The organism is Roseicitreum antarcticum, from assembly GCF_014681765.1.
GTDB lineage: Bacteria > Pseudomonadota > Alphaproteobacteria > Rhodobacterales > Rhodobacteraceae > Roseicitreum > Roseicitreum antarcticum.
In genome coordinates, this window is the sequence record NZ_CP061498.1 from 1,997,501 (window position 1) to 2,013,267 (window position 15,767).

At 59.4% G+C, this 15,767-nt stretch carries 16 protein-coding genes; 2 read left to right on the plus strand and 14 right to left on the minus strand.

Annotated features, from left to right (window positions below; all coding sequences use genetic code 11):
• Positions 1-747 precede the first annotated feature (747 nt).
• The gene (locus H9529_RS09575; protein WP_092892814.1) at positions 748-1,227 is read left to right on the plus strand and encodes a fasciclin domain-containing protein; all 480 of its coding nucleotides are present in this window, start codon (positions 748-750) and stop codon (positions 1,225-1,227) included.
• A gap of 166 nt (positions 1,228-1,393) precedes the next feature.
• Here H9529_RS09575 and H9529_RS09580 read toward each other — a convergent pair whose 3' ends face one another.
• The 10 genes from H9529_RS09580 to H9529_RS09625 all read right to left on the minus strand — a co-directional run bounded on the left by H9529_RS09580 (position 1,394) and on the right by H9529_RS09625 (position 10,375).
• Positions 1,394-2,314, minus strand: a complete 921-nt coding sequence (locus tag H9529_RS09580; protein ID WP_092892812.1) for a TRAP transporter substrate-binding protein — start codon at positions 2,312-2,314, stop codon at positions 1,394-1,396.
• 12 nt (positions 2,315-2,326) lie between these two features.
• The gene (locus H9529_RS09585; protein WP_092892810.1) at positions 2,327-3,115 is read right to left on the minus strand and encodes an SDR family NAD(P)-dependent oxidoreductase; all 789 of its coding nucleotides are present in this window, start codon (positions 3,113-3,115) and stop codon (positions 2,327-2,329) included.
• Between the two features lie 15 nt (positions 3,116-3,130).
• The gene (locus H9529_RS09590; protein ID WP_092892808.1) at positions 3,131-3,637 is read right to left on the minus strand and encodes a tripartite tricarboxylate transporter permease; all 507 of its coding nucleotides are present in this window, start codon (positions 3,635-3,637) and stop codon (positions 3,131-3,133) included.
• Between the two features lie 2 nt (positions 3,638-3,639).
• A complete protein-coding gene (locus tag H9529_RS09595; protein ID WP_092893044.1) occupies positions 3,640-4,929 on the minus strand; it encodes an IS256 family transposase in 1,290 nt (429 codons plus the stop codon).
• A 64-nt stretch (positions 4,930-4,993) separates the two neighbouring features.
• Positions 4,994-6,073 carry a tripartite tricarboxylate transporter permease gene (locus H9529_RS09600; RefSeq protein ID WP_092889954.1) on the minus strand — a complete coding sequence of 360 codons (1,080 nt, stop codon included), beginning with the start codon at positions 6,071-6,073 and terminating at the stop codon, positions 4,994-4,996.
• A 5-nt stretch (positions 6,074-6,078) separates the two neighbouring features.
• Positions 6,079-6,639, minus strand: coding sequence for a tripartite tricarboxylate transporter TctB family protein (locus H9529_RS09605; RefSeq protein WP_176847135.1), 561 nt, complete (start codon positions 6,637-6,639; stop codon positions 6,079-6,081).
• A gap of 14 nt (positions 6,640-6,653) precedes the next feature.
• Positions 6,654-7,748, minus strand: a complete 1,095-nt coding sequence (locus tag H9529_RS09610; RefSeq protein ID WP_092889961.1) for a tripartite tricarboxylate transporter substrate binding protein — start codon at positions 7,746-7,748, stop codon at positions 6,654-6,656.
• Positions 7,749-8,078: 330 nt separating this feature from the next.
• Positions 8,079-9,215 carry a zinc-dependent alcohol dehydrogenase gene (locus tag H9529_RS09615; RefSeq protein WP_092889964.1) on the minus strand — a complete coding sequence of 379 codons (1,137 nt, stop codon included), beginning with the start codon at positions 9,213-9,215 and terminating at the stop codon, positions 8,079-8,081.
• 22 nt (positions 9,216-9,237) lie between these two features.
• Complete coding sequence (locus tag H9529_RS09620; RefSeq protein WP_223814123.1) at positions 9,238-9,729, minus strand: cupin domain-containing protein; 492 nt, start codon at positions 9,727-9,729, stop codon at positions 9,238-9,240.
• Entirely contained in the window at positions 9,692-10,375 is a 684-nt protein-coding gene (locus tag H9529_RS09625) for a GntR family transcriptional regulator (protein ID WP_092889970.1), read from the minus strand. The genes H9529_RS09620 and H9529_RS09625 overlap by 38 nt, the downstream gene beginning before the upstream one ends.
• 241 nt (positions 10,376-10,616) lie before the next feature.
• Here H9529_RS09625 and H9529_RS09630 point away from each other — a divergent pair, with 241 nt between their 5' ends.
• Positions 10,617-11,528, plus strand: a complete 912-nt coding sequence (locus H9529_RS09630) for a dihydrodipicolinate synthase family protein (protein WP_092890553.1) — start codon at positions 10,617-10,619, stop codon at positions 11,526-11,528.
• A 75-nt stretch (positions 11,529-11,603) separates the two neighbouring features.
• Here the strand turns inward: H9529_RS09630 and H9529_RS09635 are convergent, their stop codons facing one another.
• From H9529_RS09635 to H9529_RS09650, 4 genes are all read right to left on the minus strand, one after another.
• On the minus strand, positions 11,604-12,599 hold the full coding sequence (locus H9529_RS09635) for a Gfo/Idh/MocA family protein (protein ID WP_176847138.1): 996 nt from the start codon (positions 12,597-12,599) through the stop codon (positions 11,604-11,606).
• Between the two features lie 13 nt (positions 12,600-12,612).
• Positions 12,613-13,398: an alpha/beta fold hydrolase gene (locus tag H9529_RS09640; RefSeq protein ID WP_092889975.1), complete on the minus strand. Its 786-nt coding sequence runs from the start codon at positions 13,396-13,398 to the stop codon at positions 12,613-12,615.
• On the minus strand, positions 13,395-14,549 hold the full coding sequence (locus H9529_RS09645; protein ID WP_223814124.1) for an LLM class flavin-dependent oxidoreductase: 1,155 nt from the start codon (positions 14,547-14,549) through the stop codon (positions 13,395-13,397). Before H9529_RS09645 ends, H9529_RS09640 begins: the two co-directional genes overlap by 4 nt.
• A gap of 63 nt (positions 14,550-14,612) precedes the next feature.
• Positions 14,613-15,734, minus strand: a complete 1,122-nt coding sequence (locus H9529_RS09650) for a Gfo/Idh/MocA family protein (RefSeq protein ID WP_092889981.1) — start codon at positions 15,732-15,734, stop codon at positions 14,613-14,615.
• Between the last annotated feature and the right edge of the window lie 33 nt (positions 15,735-15,767).

A 15,767-nucleotide genomic window follows, 5' to 3' on the forward strand; every position in this document is an offset into this window, starting at 1 on the left:
AGGCCCCATCATATCGGGCCTCGGTTCCTGGCGCTGACAGTGTCCATGTCGCTGCCCCCACCAATGGCTGCGCATACCAGTCCTTGCATAAAGCGTTCCTGCCTAAGCCGGGCAGATCCTGATGAAGCAGCCGGTTACTTCACACACGGCACTAACCCGTAGGCCGAGCATCGCGCAAACGGCCATCTATACGAAGCCCCCTTTCGGCATGTGGCTGGACGATACGACTTGCACCATCGAGGACACGATCGTCGGTCTGGGTCTCGACATTGGTACGCTCAGCAAGGTCGGCAACATACCGTAGTACCCGCGCGCCAACACGAGAGGTGTTGCTGCTCTCTGTGCACGCATGGGAAGCTTCATGGTTTGCTCGACAACGTTCGTGCAGACCATGAAGGCAGCAGAGCCAGCTGATATCAAGCATTGCGACCATGAGATACTGGCTATCGCAGCCCCCAGCCAGGGAGGGTCAGCCATGTCGCTGGCAGCCAACCCACTACTGCGCGTGAAGACGCTATTAGAAAGCAACGTCATGCGGATCTTTGCTTTCAGACCACGCCGGATCATTCACGATCTGTCACAGGCATTTGATTCGAAATCGTCGCGTCGCACGGCTTAGGCCCCGGCCTGCCCTCTTCAACGTCGCCTGTGCGAAAGTTGATCCGAGATATCGCTGATCTGCGCCCCGCCTGACCCCGTAATCGGATCACTGTTCAACTTGAGCAGCAACACGACGGGAGTATTACCATGATCCGTAACACGATTCTTTCGATTACCGCCGCATCTGCCTTTGCCCTGCCCGCCTTCGCGGACAACCACATGGCAGCCAAGGACATTGTCGACACTGCTGTCGAGGCTGGCAACTTCACCACGCTGGTCGCCGCCGTCGAAGCGGCTGGGCTGGTCGAGACGCTGAAAGGCGAAGGGCCGTTTACCGTCTTCGCCCCGACGGATGAGGCATTTGCCGCCCTGCCCGAAGGGACTGTCGAGGCCCTTCTGGCCGACATCCCGGCGCTGACTGCGATTCTGACCTATCACGTGGTCCCCGGTGCGGTCATGTCGACCGACCTGACCGACGGCATGATGGCTGAGACCGTGAACGGCCAGTCGGTTACGATCGAACTGGGCGATACCGTTACGGTTGACGGCGCAACTGTCACCACGGCAGATATCGAAGCAAGCAATGGCGTCATCCACGTCATCGACGCCGTGATCCTGCCTGAATAATCTTGAACCTATCGCGGGCGGCGCAGCGTCGCCGCCCGCAACCAAGCGACCCCACACAGCCATCTCGGTCAATTGCGACAGTGGTAAGGTTAGCCAACGACAGCCGTAGAACGATACTGCTTCTTGTGCTGGCATCATCCCGGCTAGCGCTAGGGGGCTTGGAAGCTCATCCTCCGCTGAGGTAGGAAGCCACCAACGTGGGGTCCAGCATGGCGCGTTCGCGCGCCACAATCGGTGCACAGGCCGCGCGAAATCCCGCCATGTCCAGCTCTGATTGGGTCAGTATCTGGACACCTTGTGCTTGCAACACGGCCAGCGCGTCACTGTCCTGCGCCTCGGCCAGGCGCCGCTGCTCCGTCGTTGCCAGATCCGCCGCCGTCTCCAGCGCTGCCTGTGTTGAAATGGGCAAGCTGTTGAACCAATCGGCGTTGCACAGGAGCAGAACGGCCCCGAAGAAATGGCCAGTCATGCTGAGATGCCGGTGCTTTTGATAAAGTTCAAACACGACCGAATTGGTCAGTGGATTTTCCTGCGCATCAACGCGGCCTGACATGACCGCATCGCGCAATTCGCGGACATCGGTGACAACAGGAGTAAACCCCATCGCGGCCATGGTTTCCTGATAGATCCGGTTATCGAGCGTTCGAACCACAAGGCCTGCACAATCGTCGCAGGTGCGCAGAGGGCGTGCGTGGTTGGTCAGGTGCCGAAATCCGTTGTCCCAGAACCCAAACAGCCGATAGCCCGTTTCCCGGTGAATGGCCGCCCGCAGGATCGCGCCAGCCTTCCCATCCAGCGCAGCATAAGCGGCGTGGCGATCACTTTGGGAAAACGGCAGATCAATCACCGCCAGTTCAGGAACCCGCGCCGTCAGGTACCCCGACGCCATATAACCAATATGGAATGACCCGCTTTCGATTCCGGCAAACAGGTCTTTTGCGGACATGCCCGTCGCGGTCACATCGTCGATCCGGTCGACTTGCAGATCGTTGCCCAGCGCTTGATGCAGTTCCGCGACAAACCGGTTCAGGCCTGCCGTCAAGATGGATTTTGGCCCTTGATAGCCACCGATCCGCATGTGCCCCATAAAACTGCCCCCTCAAACCAACATCAGCCGGCCACCATTCACATCAATCGTCGCGCCCGTCACATATGCGGCGTCATCGCTGGCCAGAAACGCGATGGTACCAACGATATCTTCCGGCTCGGCCAATCGGCCCACGGGCGTCATGCGGGCAAATATGGCCTCTTTTTCAGGCGTCAGCAGGGCATTCACCCTCTCGGTCCTGGTGGTGCCTGGCGCAACCGTATTGGCGGTAATCCCATGGGGTGCCATGTCCTTTGCCAGATATTGCGTCATCATGGCCACGGCTGCCTTGGCGGCAGCATAATGGGCGGGTGACGAACCAGCACTGGTCGAACGCCCCGCCAGCGACCCAAGGTTCACGATGCGCCCCCAGCCCACCTGCTTCATGTGTGGCAACACGGCGGTGCAGCACAAGAACACGCTACGTAGGTTCAACGCGATAACCTGATCCCAGTCCTGATCGGCAAGTTCATCAAACCTTGCGTAAGAAGTGTATCCGCCCGCGCAAGTGACCAGTATGTCAATCCCGCCCATCTCCTGCACTGCACCGGCCACCATGCCATTCACCGAGGCGCGGTCGGTCACATCAGCGGCCAGCGCAACGACCCGCCCACCGATATCACGCACGGCCTGCGCCGTGCGTTCCGCGCGCTCGATGTCTATGTCCGTCACAGCCACTATGGCCCCCTCGGCGGCAAGCCGCAGGGCCAGCGCGCGCGCGATGCCTCCCCCCGCCCCCGTGATCAGCGCGCGGCGATCTTTGAAGCGCACACTACCGCTTGTCTGTTGGGTTTGTGACATACCTGCCCCTCTACGTTACTCGGCTGCTTCAGGACGCCCGCTGCGCACCAGTCGCAGGATGCCCTCGGCGAAAATTGCAATCAGCGCGAAGACCAGCACCGTGCCCACCCATTGTGAGACAACAAAACCAAAGGACTCTCCCTCAAACACGAACAGCGCGCGGCGCAGGTTTTCATCAACCATGGGTGCCAGAATTACCCCCAGCACAATCGGGGCAATCGGAAACCGAAAGTGCCGCAACGCCAACCCGGCAAGGCCAGATGCGAACATCACCCAGACGTCAAACATGCTCAGCCTTACGGAATAGGCCCCGATCACGCAGATCGGCAGGATCAAGGGCATCAACACCCCGCGCGGCAGGCTGAAAAGCTTGACGCAGGGTTTGATCAGCGCCAGCGCCGCGACATACATCAGCAAGTTCGCCACTATCAGCGCCGCATAGATGAAATAGATGAGGCCGGGGTGGTCGGGAATGTCCCGCTCGATGTTGAAAAGCGCGACGGGGGACGCTGCTGATTTCAGGGTTACGCGGCATCTGCCACCTGGTCAACGGCGTCTTCGGGTTTGGAGCGATGCTTCTCCAGTGCTGCCTTGAGGACGGGCAATTGCTTGTGGGCCTTGAGGCGACGAAAGCCCTTGGCGGCCTCGAGCATGCCCGCAGCGGTCCAGCGCAGCGCCATTTTCGCGTCGCGCCAGCGCTTCACGTTCCGGCAGACCTGTCTGATCACCGCGTTCATAGACTCGACGATGTTTGTCGAAGCCAGTGAGCGGCGCAGTTCGGGCGGCAGGCCGAGGCGGGTCACGGTGAGGATCTCGTCGAGGCCCTCGAGGATGCTCTTCGACACGCCGGGCGCCTCGAGTTCGAGGCGGCGCGCGAGGGTGCGCAGAAGACGTTCGGCCTTGTCGGCATCATCGAGCTCCCAGGCCTGGCGCAGGGCGCGGCGGACAGCGGCGTGAAGCTTGGGATTGAGTCGCTCGGTGATGTTGCGAGCCTTGTGGACCTGGCAGCGCTGGATCGGAATGTCCGCGCCAAAGGTCCGGCGGATCGCCTTGGTCAGGGCCTTGGCGCCATCTACGATGAACAGCCGACAGACTGCGGGTTCGAGCCCACGCTCGATCAGGTTGTCCAACAACGCCTGCACGGTCGCAGCGTTCTCCGTCGCGCCTTCGACCACGCCCAGCGGGTGTTTCCGGCCGTCGGCATCGATCCCGATCGCGCCCAGCATCAGCAGGTTGTCCCCCATGTGCAGACCATCGATCTGGATCACCAGCAGGTCGAGCGCAGACAGATCAGAGGCCATCCATGCGTCCATGCGCGCCTGGGTCAGCGCCTTGAACCGCCGTGAGACTGCGGATTTCGACAGCCCCGATCCCGCCTCGGACGGCACCCCGGCCTCGGGCAGACGCACGGCGCGGCCGACTTTGCGCGTGGCGACATTCATCAGCATCAGGCTCATCGCCCATTGCTCCAGCCAGCCGGCCTGCGCAGCTTCCTGCCAGCTTGGCAGCGACAGCTCCTTGCCGGTGGTTTTTGATCGCACCCGCGGACGCTCCAGTTCCACCTTGCCACCGTGAAAGCCCACCGGGCCCCGCGTGCGGCCCCAGCGATACCCCTGCTTGTCGGCACTGCGCGCATGCGGGGCCCCGGCCAGCGCCGTCGCGTCCTCCTCCAGCATCTGCGTCAGGCTGGCGAGACCCGCGACCAGGCAGAACCGCTCGAAGCTCGCCCCGACCGCATCACGGGCCTCTTCGACTGCCGCCGTCAGCTCGGCCTTGCTGGCCAGGGCCAGCGGGGATGTGGTAGATGTTTTCATGGTGTTGCTCTCCATCTGGATTGAACACCCCGAGCCTACGGCTCAGGGAGAGCAACGCCACCCTTCAGATAACGAACTTCAACATCGGTCGGGACATTCCCGGGTGGTCCACCTCGATCGTTGGTCCAACCACAACGTTGTTGAGCGCAAGCGCCGCGATCAAAGCGGCAGCGGCGGCATTGCCCGGAATGCCCAAGGTCAGCGTCGGCAACATGGACCCGCCTACATTGGCGTTGTTCGCAACCTCGGCGCAAACAATCCCCTCATAGCTGCCTTTGCCCCATTTCGCCTTCTCTTCAGGCCGGGCAAAGCGGCGTCCTATGTCATAGGACAGGAACGATGCCACATTCGCACCAGCGCCGGGGATGGCACCGGTTACAGCGCCAATCGCCCCAGACCGTACAGCGGCAGCACTGTAACGCATCAGTTTGCGAAAAGACGGAACGACCCGCCCGACGTTTGTCGGAATGACGGGTTGTTCACGCCGCGGCAGAACCCGCAAGATCTCGGTCAATCCAAACAGCCCGACCAGCACCGCCACATAATTGACCCCGTCCATCAGCTCGGGCACGCCGAAGGTATAGCGCGGCACCGCATACATCGGGTCCAGCCCGGCCAAGGCCACCAGAATACCCAACCACCCCGCGATCCAGCCCTTCAACGGCATCGCGCCACAGGCCATGGACCCGCAGATTGATATGCCGATCATGGCCAGCAACGCCATTTCCCATGACCGGAATTGTAGCGCGAAAACCAGCACGACCGGGATAAAGGCCACCAGCAGCAATATACCGACCCAGTTGCCGATAAATGACCCGGCAATCGCCATGCCCAGCGCTTGCCCGCCTTCGCCGCGCCTGGCAAGCGCATTGCCCTCGATCATCGTGGGCACGGCATCGGGTGTCCCGGGGATATTGATAAGCACCGCCGAAATTGCGCCGCCGAACACACTGCCAGTGTAGACCCCCAGCATGAAAACAATGGCGCTGTCCTGTGACATGCCAGTCGACAGACCAATCAGCAGTGCCATGGCCATGGTGGTAGACAGTCCCGGAAGTGCACCCCAAACGATGCCCAACGACACCCCGGTCAAGGCCATAAGCAGCAGCCACGGCGTTAGAATTTGAGCGAAAGCGTCAATCATTTGGGTCAGCCCGGAAGTGAGATCAGGAAAACATTTCGAAAGATCAGGCTAAGCGCAGCCGTCCACAGAACCGCTACCGTGGCGATGATCCATAATGGTCCATTCCAATAGAGCTTCATCAGCACGGACAGGCACAAGACTGTCGCAATCTCGAACGCCCCGATGACAATGTAGAGACCACCCAGATAGCCTTGCAGCCCAAAGGTGATCGCATCCATGGCGAGCAGGTAGATGAAGATCACCCCGATCAGCATTCCAGTGCGAAACGGGTCACTGATCGAATCCTCGTCAAGTTCAGGATTGACCGGGGCTTGCGCCTGTCCCCAACGTCGTATGGCCGTAAAGCCTAGACCAACAGCCATCAGCATCAGGCTGATCCCCGCCGCAGCGGGCACCAGCCCCGGTCCCGTTCGCCAGCCACCAGGGGCGCGAAAGCCCAGGGCTTCCCAGACATACCACCCCGATAATGCGATCAGCAGGATCGCGGCAATTAGGTCAACGCTGGGGGCGGCATAGCCCGCCCCCTCTTCCTCGCCGGCGAATTCGGTTTTGTCAGGACTGCTCACAGCGGGCCCAGCCTTCACAGGTCAAGCGGCTTGTAGCCCTGCGGTGGCCACCATGCGGCAAACCCGTCAGGGTCGGGCAAGCCCAACGCCTCGGCCGAAATGACGTCAGACCCGATCTGATCAGCATATTGGTTAAAGAGATCGACCGTGACCACTTCCATGCTTGCAGCTTCGCGGTCCGCCGCTTCCCCGATCTTTACGTCGGGCTGGAAAAACCGGGCTTCAAGGAAGGTGCGGAATTCATCGGAATTCGCCGCATCAACGAAGGCAGACTGAATCTCCCCCAGGATTTCAGGCGGTGTGTCGCGACGCACAATCATGTTGTAGGTCGGCCCCATCGGCAGGAACGGCGCCAGTTGCGGGATCAGGTTCGCGACCGTCGGCAGCACGGTTCCGTCATCCAGAACGATATCTTCGGTGCCCGTATGCTGAAGCATCCGCATTTGGCCCGCACGCACCAGCTCGATGTGTTCGTGCACCCCGCCGCCGGCAATATCAACTTCGCCCTGCAGCCCCGCCAGCGTTGCGGGCTGACCGCCCTGATAGGCCACATACCTTAGTTCAATCTGGGCGAAAGATGCGATCAGCAACGCCATTTCATGCCAGATCCCGCCAGTGCCGGACGTTGAAACGCTAATTCGTCCCGGCTCGGCACGCGCGGCATCAATAACGTCTTGAAGCGTCTGGAACGGTGAGTCGACGGGCACCGACCAACTGGCAATCGCATTGCCCGCCTTCATGAATGCCCATTGCTCCCATGGCGCGGGCTGCGCGGGCACATGGCCCAATACGCGCACGAATTTGTTGTAGTTCGCCGCGCCCAGAATGTTGTAGCCATCGGGGCGCTGTGCGCCCACGTATTGAGTCGCGATGCCACCAACTGCGCCGGGCCGGTTGGCGATGCTGACGTCCCAGCCGCGCACATTGGCCATTTCTTCGGCAAGTTTACGGATCAGCACGTCGGTGCCACCCCCCGCCGCATACATGATCACAACAGTGACAGGGCGTGCGGGGTAACTCTGCGCGCGCGCGACGCCCGGCATGGTGATGGTGATTGCAGCCATTCCTGCGCCGCCCAAAAATGTGCGGCGGTCAAATCCGTTGCTCATTGTCCATTCTCCCTGATGCGGCCGTGGCGCCGACGACGCCAATTCCCCTTCGCACGTTGTTGTGTGCTATCCTCCCGGCTCGCTGAAAAAAACGATGACAGACCGACAGGAGTCCGTCAACGAACCGGTGATTAGCATTTGCAAAGCCCTCCATCAGGTTTTCAGATGACGGGAATCCCCGAAGGGGATAGGAACCTAAAACACTGAATTAAAAAGATTTGAAAAGAAAAAGCCATCCCCCAGACGAGCTGAGGAATGGCTGATTCAGACCGAATTTATGAACCACCCAACGGGGCGTTCAGGGCCGTCTGTCAGTGTCGCGCAATCGCGTCAGCGCGGGTTTTTAACGACCACCTTGATGGCGTCCTCGACCCGTTCGCGGGCGTAGCGCAGGGCAGTTGGCAGATCATCCATATCGAATGTATGGGTGTGAATCTTGGTCGCATCAAATCGCTTGGCTGCCATGAACGCGTGGGCGCGGTGCGTCGCGGATTTTCCCTCGCCGCGAATGCCGTAGACATAAATGTTGTTGCGCACCAAATAGGCCACATCAATCAGGTCCGGTTCATGCGGAAACGCCGCAAGGCAGATCTTTCCGCCCCGGTTCAGCATCTTGCCAGCCACATCGATCGCGCCCTGCGCACCGGAGCATTCCAGCACATAGTCCACACCCTTGCCACCAGTTATGGCCATCACCGCGTCAATCGGATCTTGGTTGCGTACATTGACAACATGATCGGCGCCAAGTTCCAAGCCAACCTGCAACCGGTTGTCGCGCGTACCAGTCAGGATCACCGGATAAGCTCCAAGCGATTTCGCAACTGCGACACCAAGCAAGCCGATCGGCCCCGGCCCGCAAACCACAACCGCCTCACCCGCGATCAAGCCGCCCAGCTCGGTCAGACCGTACATGGATGTGCCCGCCGTGACGACCAGCGTCGCCTCTTCATCTGACATTTCATCGCCGATCTTAATCAGCGTGTTGATATTGTTGATGGCATAGGACGCAAAACCGCCATCGGTGGTGAAGCCATTGGCGCGGTGTCCCTTGTTCACATCGCCATAGTTTTTGGCGTAGTTCAGACATGACGTGTACATGCCCATCCTGCACCGTTTGCATTGCCCACAACCGGCATGGATTTCCACAGTCACGCGGTCGCCCACCGCAAATTCATCAACGCCCGGCCCCAGGGCTGCGACTGTACCCATGTACTCGTGACCGGGGGTGAAGTTCTTGTTGAAGGGCAATCCACCTTGAATGATGGCGGGCGGCCCGGACGAGATGACATCCAGATCAGTGGCGCAAATCGCAACCGCGTCGATGCGTACAAGCACCTCGGCGCGGCCAGGTACGGGCGTAGGCTTTTCAACCCGCATCAATTGGTCAGGGTCGCCCAGAACCCAGGCTTTCATGGTTTCTGGAACGGCCACACCGGGGCCAGTCTTGACGCCTGAAGGTGCATACATGCGTGAGGATTCCTTATCCGGATCAGACCGCTTCGGCCAGGCGAATGCCCTCGGGCACCGGCAATGGCGTGTTGGCGCTTTGCTTGAATTCAACAGTGGTGAAGAGCAAATCCGTATCACCGATGTTCTCAACGCTGTGCAGCATGTATTCGCCCAGACCAAAGTCGAAGTGCTTTGTATCGCCAGGGAAATGAGACACATCCTTCACGGCGCCATCCTCAAAATAACCGCGCGCCTTCCCGTGACTGTGGCACGTCCAGAAATAGTTCAGAACATGCCTGTGAAAGGCGCACCGCTTTCCTGCGGGCAAATGCAGGTGCCAGACACGCACACGGTCGGTTTCCGATACAAGCACGCTGCCGACAACGCCACTGAACTGGTTGGCATTCATGTCGTCCAGCAGTCCGTCGGGCCATGCGGCATGAGGATTTTTGGTCATGTTCAGATCTCCGTTGAGAATGGCGGCAGCCGCGCCTTCAGCGCGCCGAGGGGCTGGAGTCGATGATCGACGCATGTCGCAGACTGTCCAAAACCCGCTTGCGCGAACTTTGGATGTGATAGCGCGCGCGCGCGATGGACAGTCGCTTGTTGCCCGCGCGGATGGCATCAATGATTTCACCGTGTTCGCGCACGAACAGATCCAGCGACAAATCATCAGAACTGGTGACACTGACATAGGTCAGGCGATCAAATTGTTCGATCGTCTCCTGAGCAATGCGCGCCAAACGCGCGTTTCCACAGTTTACCGCGATATACGTGTGAAACGCCCGGTTATAGTCGATCCAGGTGGCCAGATCAGGGCTAGGCGGTCCGTTCCGGAACACCTCCAGCCCCTCAAGCACCTCGTCAGACGCGGTCTCAATCAACAAAGCGATGCATTCACTTTCCAGGATTTGGCGCAGACCGTACATGTCCCGCACGTCACTGATGTCGATGGGCCGCACCCGGTAGCCCTTGCGTGGCAGAACCTCGATCAGCCCCTGTTCTTCCAATTTCAGAAGTGCATCACGGATGGGGGATTTGCTGACCTCAAACTGCCCGACAAGATCACGCTCTTGCAGCAATTGGCCGGGCCGCAACTCGCATGACAGAACATCTGAACGCAGCCTCTGATATACGCTGTCTCTAGCAAGATCACGGGGTTTATCAGATGTCTGCATCGTATTTCTTCTGCCTTTTGCCTACAAAGTCGCGTATTTAACACCGACAAACCGTACCGCAAGCACAGCAATTAATAGGCATTTTTCAATGATGGATGTCAAGTCTGATATTTCAGTTGACAAATTCCGTGCATCAATCGCATACCCGGAACACCAAGGCAAGCGGCTTTGGGGCAAGCACGGCTTCGAGCTGCGCACGGCCCCGGGCAAATGCGCACAAGACACTGGAAAGGACACCATCATGGCTGCGAAACGCTTCAGCGGACTGCTTGTGCCCGCAATCACGCCGTTCACCGCTGATCTTAAACCTGACAGCGCGGCGTTCGTGCATGTTTGCAAGTGGCTCTTGGCGAACGGCGCGAACGGACTTGCGGTATTTGGCACGACAAGCGAAGCAAATTCCCTGAGCATGACCGAGCGGATGGCCTTGTTGGATGATCTTGTGGCAGCGGGCGTCCCTGCGGATGTACTGATGCCGGGGGTTGGAATGCCATCTTTGATGGACACAATCACCCTTACAAAGCACGCGATGACTCTGGGTTGTGGCGGAGTTCTGGCATTGCCGCCATTCTACTACAAACCTGTATCGGTTGACGGGCTTTATGCGTGGTACGCCGCTGTCATCGAAGGGGTTGGCGCCCCAGACCTCGGGCTTTGGCTATATCATATCCCGCAAAATACTGGTGTGGGCATTCCCCACGACCTGATTGAACGCCTGATCCGCGATTACCCAGATACGGTTCTGGGCATCAAGGACAGTTCGGGCGACTGGTCCAACACCGAAGCGATGCTCAAGCGCTTTCCAGGCTTCAGCATCTTTCCGTCATCAGAGGGTATGTTGGTCAAGTCCCATGCCTTGGGCGGTGTGGGCTGCATTACCGCATCCGGGAATATCAATCCCACCGGCATTCGTGCCCTCATTGATGTATTGGGCACTCCCGCAGCGGATGAGTTGCAGAAATCGGTCGCAGCGGTTCGGGCCATTTTCGGCGGCTACCCGTTGATCCCGGCCGTCAAGGCGGCGCTTGCTGACGCCATGAACATGCCGCAGATGGCCAAGTTGCGCCCGCCCCTTGATCCCTTGCCGCAGGCTGACCTAGGTACATTGCGCCAGCAGTTGGCAGATGCGGGCTGGACCTTGCCAAACGCCTGACAAACCGCCGCGCCCTTGCCGGGGCGCGGCAGACGCATCTGAGGACTGGCCAGGGGCCGCCTACAGATGCAACCATCACGACAACCGCACGGTCTCTCCTCGGTCCGAGGATTGCACAATCGCCTCATAGACCGCGATATTACCGATCAATTCTGCATCGGTCCACGGATAGGGCGTTCCCCGCAACACCGCATCCGCAAACGCCGTCAGATTGGCCACGACCGCATCTGTCCATTCCAAGACCTCGTGTCGGGGTGCGCTCCCTTTGGTGCAATATGACCATTGGATTTCCCCGCCCGGCGTATCGGGATGCGAGGCATAGCGCGCCTCGGCCCAGCCTTCGGCGCCGAAAGCCGCAAAGCGCATGAAATGCGGTGTGTTGAGGATGGCTTGGAAATGCGCCGTGTTGCCCGCCTGAAACCCCAACTGCGCCACAACCATATCGCCGGTCGGCCAGCCAAGCGTCCGGTCCCGCACCTGGGCCTGTACAGTACTGACCGGGCCAAACAACCAGATCAAAAGATCCGTCAAATGAATGCCCATCCCTGTCATGCCCGCGCCTGGTGAAAATTCTTTGGATGTGCGCCAACCGCCCAGTGGCACGCCGGTCAGCTTGTTGTGGCTGAATGCGGCCTCGGCGTGCATGATCGTGCCTAGATCACCTTCTGCCACCAGCGCCTTCAACCGTTGCATCGCGGGATCAAAGCGTTGTTCGTGCCCGATGCCCAGCACAACCCCCGCATCCCGGCACGCGCCGACCGAGCGCCGCGCACTTGCGGCAGTCATGCCCAGCGGCTTTTCACAAAACACATGTTTGCCCGCAGCAGCAGCGGCCAAAACCTGCTCTTCGTGCAGCATGTGCGGCGTAGTCAGGACAACAGCCTGAACGTCGGGATCCGACAGCGCAGTGTCATAGCTTTCCAAGACCCGGGCACCCATCGCGCGCACATCATCATGCAGTGCGACATTCGGCTCGACCACCAGAACGACGTTCAGGCTGGCATGCCCCTTTAGCCTCATCAAGATATGACGCCCCCACCAACCAAAGCCGACAATTGCAATATTCAGCATCGTTTTTCCTTTCTCAGGCTGCCAGCCAAGGGAGAACGGCATCGCGAAACGCCCCGGGGCTTTCCATTGTGGGGATATGAGCAAGGCCCGGCAAGACAACCAACTGCCCCTGCGGCGTGGCGCCTGCCATGACCTGCATCGCAGCAGGCGGTGCCGCCTCATCCAGTTCACCCACAATATAGAGGACTGGGATCCGCAACTCAGACAAGCGCGATAGGTAACTTAGCCCCTGAAGCGCCCGCGCGCATCCGGTGTACCCCGCGACGGACGTCGCGCGGATCATGGCTTCGGCCCTCGTCCTGACCTCAGGTCTCGCGCCCGGAGTAAACCATCGCGCCATCGTACCCGCAACAAGAGCTTCCATGCCAGCCTGCTCAATCGCTGCAATGCGATCATCCCATCCTGCCACAAAAGCTGGGGGGTTATCGGCGCGGGCATCACAAACGACCATACGCCGCACACGGTCAGGATGTGCCAGCCCCAGCCCCAGCGCGGTCATTCCGCCTAGCGACAGGCCGATGACGTCGGCGGCATCAGCGCCAACATGGTTCAACACAGCCAGCATGTCGGCAACCAGAACCTCAAAGTCATATGGACCCGGCGGCGCCGAACTCTGACCGTGGCCGCGCGTATCATACCGGATGATCCGATGGCTTTGCGACAGGGCATCAATCTGATCATCCCACATGTGCAGATCTGTGGCCAACCCATTGGACAGGATGACCCACGGCTTGCCTGCAGCACCATCTACCCTGACCGACAGCGTCGCATCTCCTGATTTGACGATTTCCCGGGTCATTGCGCAGCCTCAGTTGCGTTTTTTTCAGCATCATTGACCAAAGGCAGCACTTTTTCGGCCATCAAGACTTGGGACCGCCGTGCCAGTTCGGGGTCGACCCAATCGTGCCCTGCATACAGCAAGGTTCCAAACTGCCCCGTTTCTTCACGAAAGGCCAACAGTTCATCCGCGACCTTGTCGGGGGTGCCGAAAGTGACCAGCCGGTCCATCACATAGTCCAGTGTCACCTCTTCGTCGGGCATGCTCTGATCTTCCTTGAACAGGTTGGACCGGCCATTTTTCTTAAGTTTGGTCAACAATTGGTGGTAATAATGAACGTAGGGGCTGTTCGCGCCCAGAACATATTCCCGGGCCTTTGCCGGATCGTCCGCAACAAAGATACTTTTTGCCACCCGCCAATTTCCCAAGTCAGCAGCGCGCCCACCTTGCGTGCACCCCTCAATGTAGCAGCCACGATGCGACGCCACCCATTTGGGCATCAGGAAGTTCGCAGATATCGGCTCCCATCCGCGCGCCGCCGCTGCGGTAACACCCTTGGAAAACGGGGCAACCGCCGTGACAACAATAGGCGGATGCGGACGTTGCAGTGGTTTGCCGACAATGCCTTGACCGATATCGGCCATCAGGGTGCGTGCTGTCGAAATGGTCCAGAAACGCCCATTCAGATCGTAGGGAGGGTCTTGCGACCACATTGCAAGAACCATGTCGATCGCTTCCAAGAACATGGCGTTGCGGTCATTGTCGAGGTTTCCAAAAATCTCGGCGTCCGACAGAAGGCCACCGGGACTGATCCCGAAAATCAGCCTGCCATCCAGCAAATGATCCAGCATCGCAACTTGCGCCGCCACGTGTGCGGGGTGCGTATTGGGTAGATTGACGGTGCCGGTGCCCAGCCGCATTGTGTGCACCCGTCCGACCAAGGACGCGATGAACACCATGCACGAGGTTATGTTTTCCGCAGCATCCGTGACATGTTCGCCAACATACCCTTCGGCAAAGCCCAGTTCATCAGCCAGAACAAAGGCTGCCTGGTCCTCGTGCAGGCACTGACGCCAATCTTTACCAAGCGGATGAATGGGCATTGTAAAGTAACCAAGTCGCATGAGAGTTTTCCCTCTTTCTGGGCGGCAGGCCGACTGCAATCCTGTCAAAGGACGCGGCCAAAACGATAGAGTGACGGCATCCAGCCTTCGGGATGCAGAGGTGGGTGCTGACTAGTCCTCGGCCATCAATTCTTCCGGGTCGACCGGCAATTCTACGGGCTGACCACGCCGGGCCGACAGATCCATCGCCATGGTCAGGATCAGATTGCGATGTCCGTCCTGCGCTGTCGCATGCGGGGTCGGCTGGTTCATGCACAGGCGTTGATACCAACTGACGGTTTCTTCGCGCATCGGCCCCCAAAGCTGGCTGAGATGCAGATCGCCCGGCGGGTAGCTGGTCAGAAAATCGACATGCCGCGCCGGAGCGCTGTAGCCGTCGGGCACATAGCCGCCGCCCTGCGCAACATTCGTCGCCATAACCAGATCGCGGTGTGTATCCTCGATGTCGATCACCCCCTCGGTGCCGACGATGCCGACTTCCAACCCATAAACCGAGCCCGGCCAAACCTCGGGCAGCGCCCAGGAGATGTTCATGGAAAAAATTGCGCCGTCATCCATTTCGAAAATACCGAAGGTGGAATCCTTGGTGCCCCATCGCGACATTACCTTGTCTGTGGATTTGGCATAAACTGACACGGGGGATTTCCCCTCCATCAACCACATCGACATGTCCAACGAATGCGTGCCAGACACGACCATGGGGGTCAGATGGCGGCGATTTTGCGTGCGCGATACCGTTGCGATGGGGACCATCCGGTTCATGAAAGCGCGGGTGACAACGGAATGCACCTCACCAATCTGACCCGTGATAAGCCGTTCCTTGACCGCCAGAAACCGGCGCCTGAACCGTTGGGTGTACCCCATGACCGCATCCACGCCTGATGCCTCGATTGCGCGCAAAATCTGCAGGGATTCCCGCGCGTCGGTGGCAATGGGCTTTTCGATGAACAATGCCTGCTTGCGCTCGGTCGCGGCCAGAATGGGCGCGGCATGGTTGTTCTCGTCGGTTGCAACGATAACTGCAGTGACTTCCGGACGGTTCAACAGTTCATAAAAGTCGGTAGTGAAAAAATCCGCGTCACTGTCCGATTTCAGCTTTTGACCCAGCTCGGGGTTGATATCGCATAGACCCAGCCAACTGATCCCCGGATAATCCCGCGCGATAATCGCGCGGATACGCCCGATTGTTCCACAGCCGATAATTGCCAGCCCGATTTCATTCCTGATCGCCATCTACGCCCCCCCGTTCCTCGGAGTCAGGATAGG

What these genes read in the sequence shown, in the direction of transcription:
- H9529_RS09575 (WP_092892814.1), top strand. Translation starts at nt 748, where the DNA reads ATGATCCGTAACACGATTCTTTCGATTACCGCCGCATCTGCCTTTGCC.
- H9529_RS09580 (WP_092892812.1), bottom strand. Translation starts at nt 2,314, where the DNA reads ATGGGGCACATGCGGATCGGTGGCTATCAAGGGCCAAAATCCATCTTG.
- H9529_RS09585 (WP_092892810.1), bottom strand. Translation starts at nt 3,115, where the DNA reads ATGTCACAAACCCAACAGACAAGCGGTAGTGTGCGCTTCAAAGATCGC.
- H9529_RS09595 (WP_092893044.1), bottom strand. Translation starts at nt 4,929, where the DNA reads ATGAAAACATCTACCACATCCCCGCTGGCCCTGGCCAGCAAGGCCGAG.
- H9529_RS09600 (WP_092889954.1), bottom strand. Translation starts at nt 6,073, where the DNA reads ATGATTGACGCTTTCGCTCAAATTCTAACGCCGTGGCTGCTGCTTATG.
- H9529_RS09610 (WP_092889961.1), bottom strand. Translation starts at nt 7,748, where the DNA reads ATGAGCAACGGATTTGACCGCCGCACATTTTTGGGCGGCGCAGGAATG.
- H9529_RS09615 (WP_092889964.1), bottom strand. Translation starts at nt 9,215, where the DNA reads ATGTATGCACCTTCAGGCGTCAAGACTGGCCCCGGTGTGGCCGTTCCA.
- H9529_RS09620 (WP_223814123.1), bottom strand. Translation starts at nt 9,729, where the DNA reads ATGCGTCGATCATCGACTCCAGCCCCTCGGCGCGCTGAAGGCGCGGCT.
- H9529_RS09625 (WP_092889970.1), bottom strand. Translation starts at nt 10,375, where the DNA reads ATGCAGACATCTGATAAACCCCGTGATCTTGCTAGAGACAGCGTATAT.
- H9529_RS09630 (WP_092890553.1), top strand. Translation starts at nt 10,617, where the DNA reads ATGGCTGCGAAACGCTTCAGCGGACTGCTTGTGCCCGCAATCACGCCG.
- H9529_RS09635 (WP_176847138.1), bottom strand. Translation starts at nt 12,599, where the DNA reads ATGCTGAATATTGCAATTGTCGGCTTTGGTTGGTGGGGGCGTCATATC.
- H9529_RS09640 (WP_092889975.1), bottom strand. Translation starts at nt 13,398, where the DNA reads ATGACCCGGGAAATCGTCAAATCAGGAGATGCGACGCTGTCGGTCAGG.
- H9529_RS09650 (WP_092889981.1), bottom strand. Translation starts at nt 15,734, where the DNA reads ATGGCGATCAGGAATGAAATCGGGCTGGCAATTATCGGCTGTGGAACA.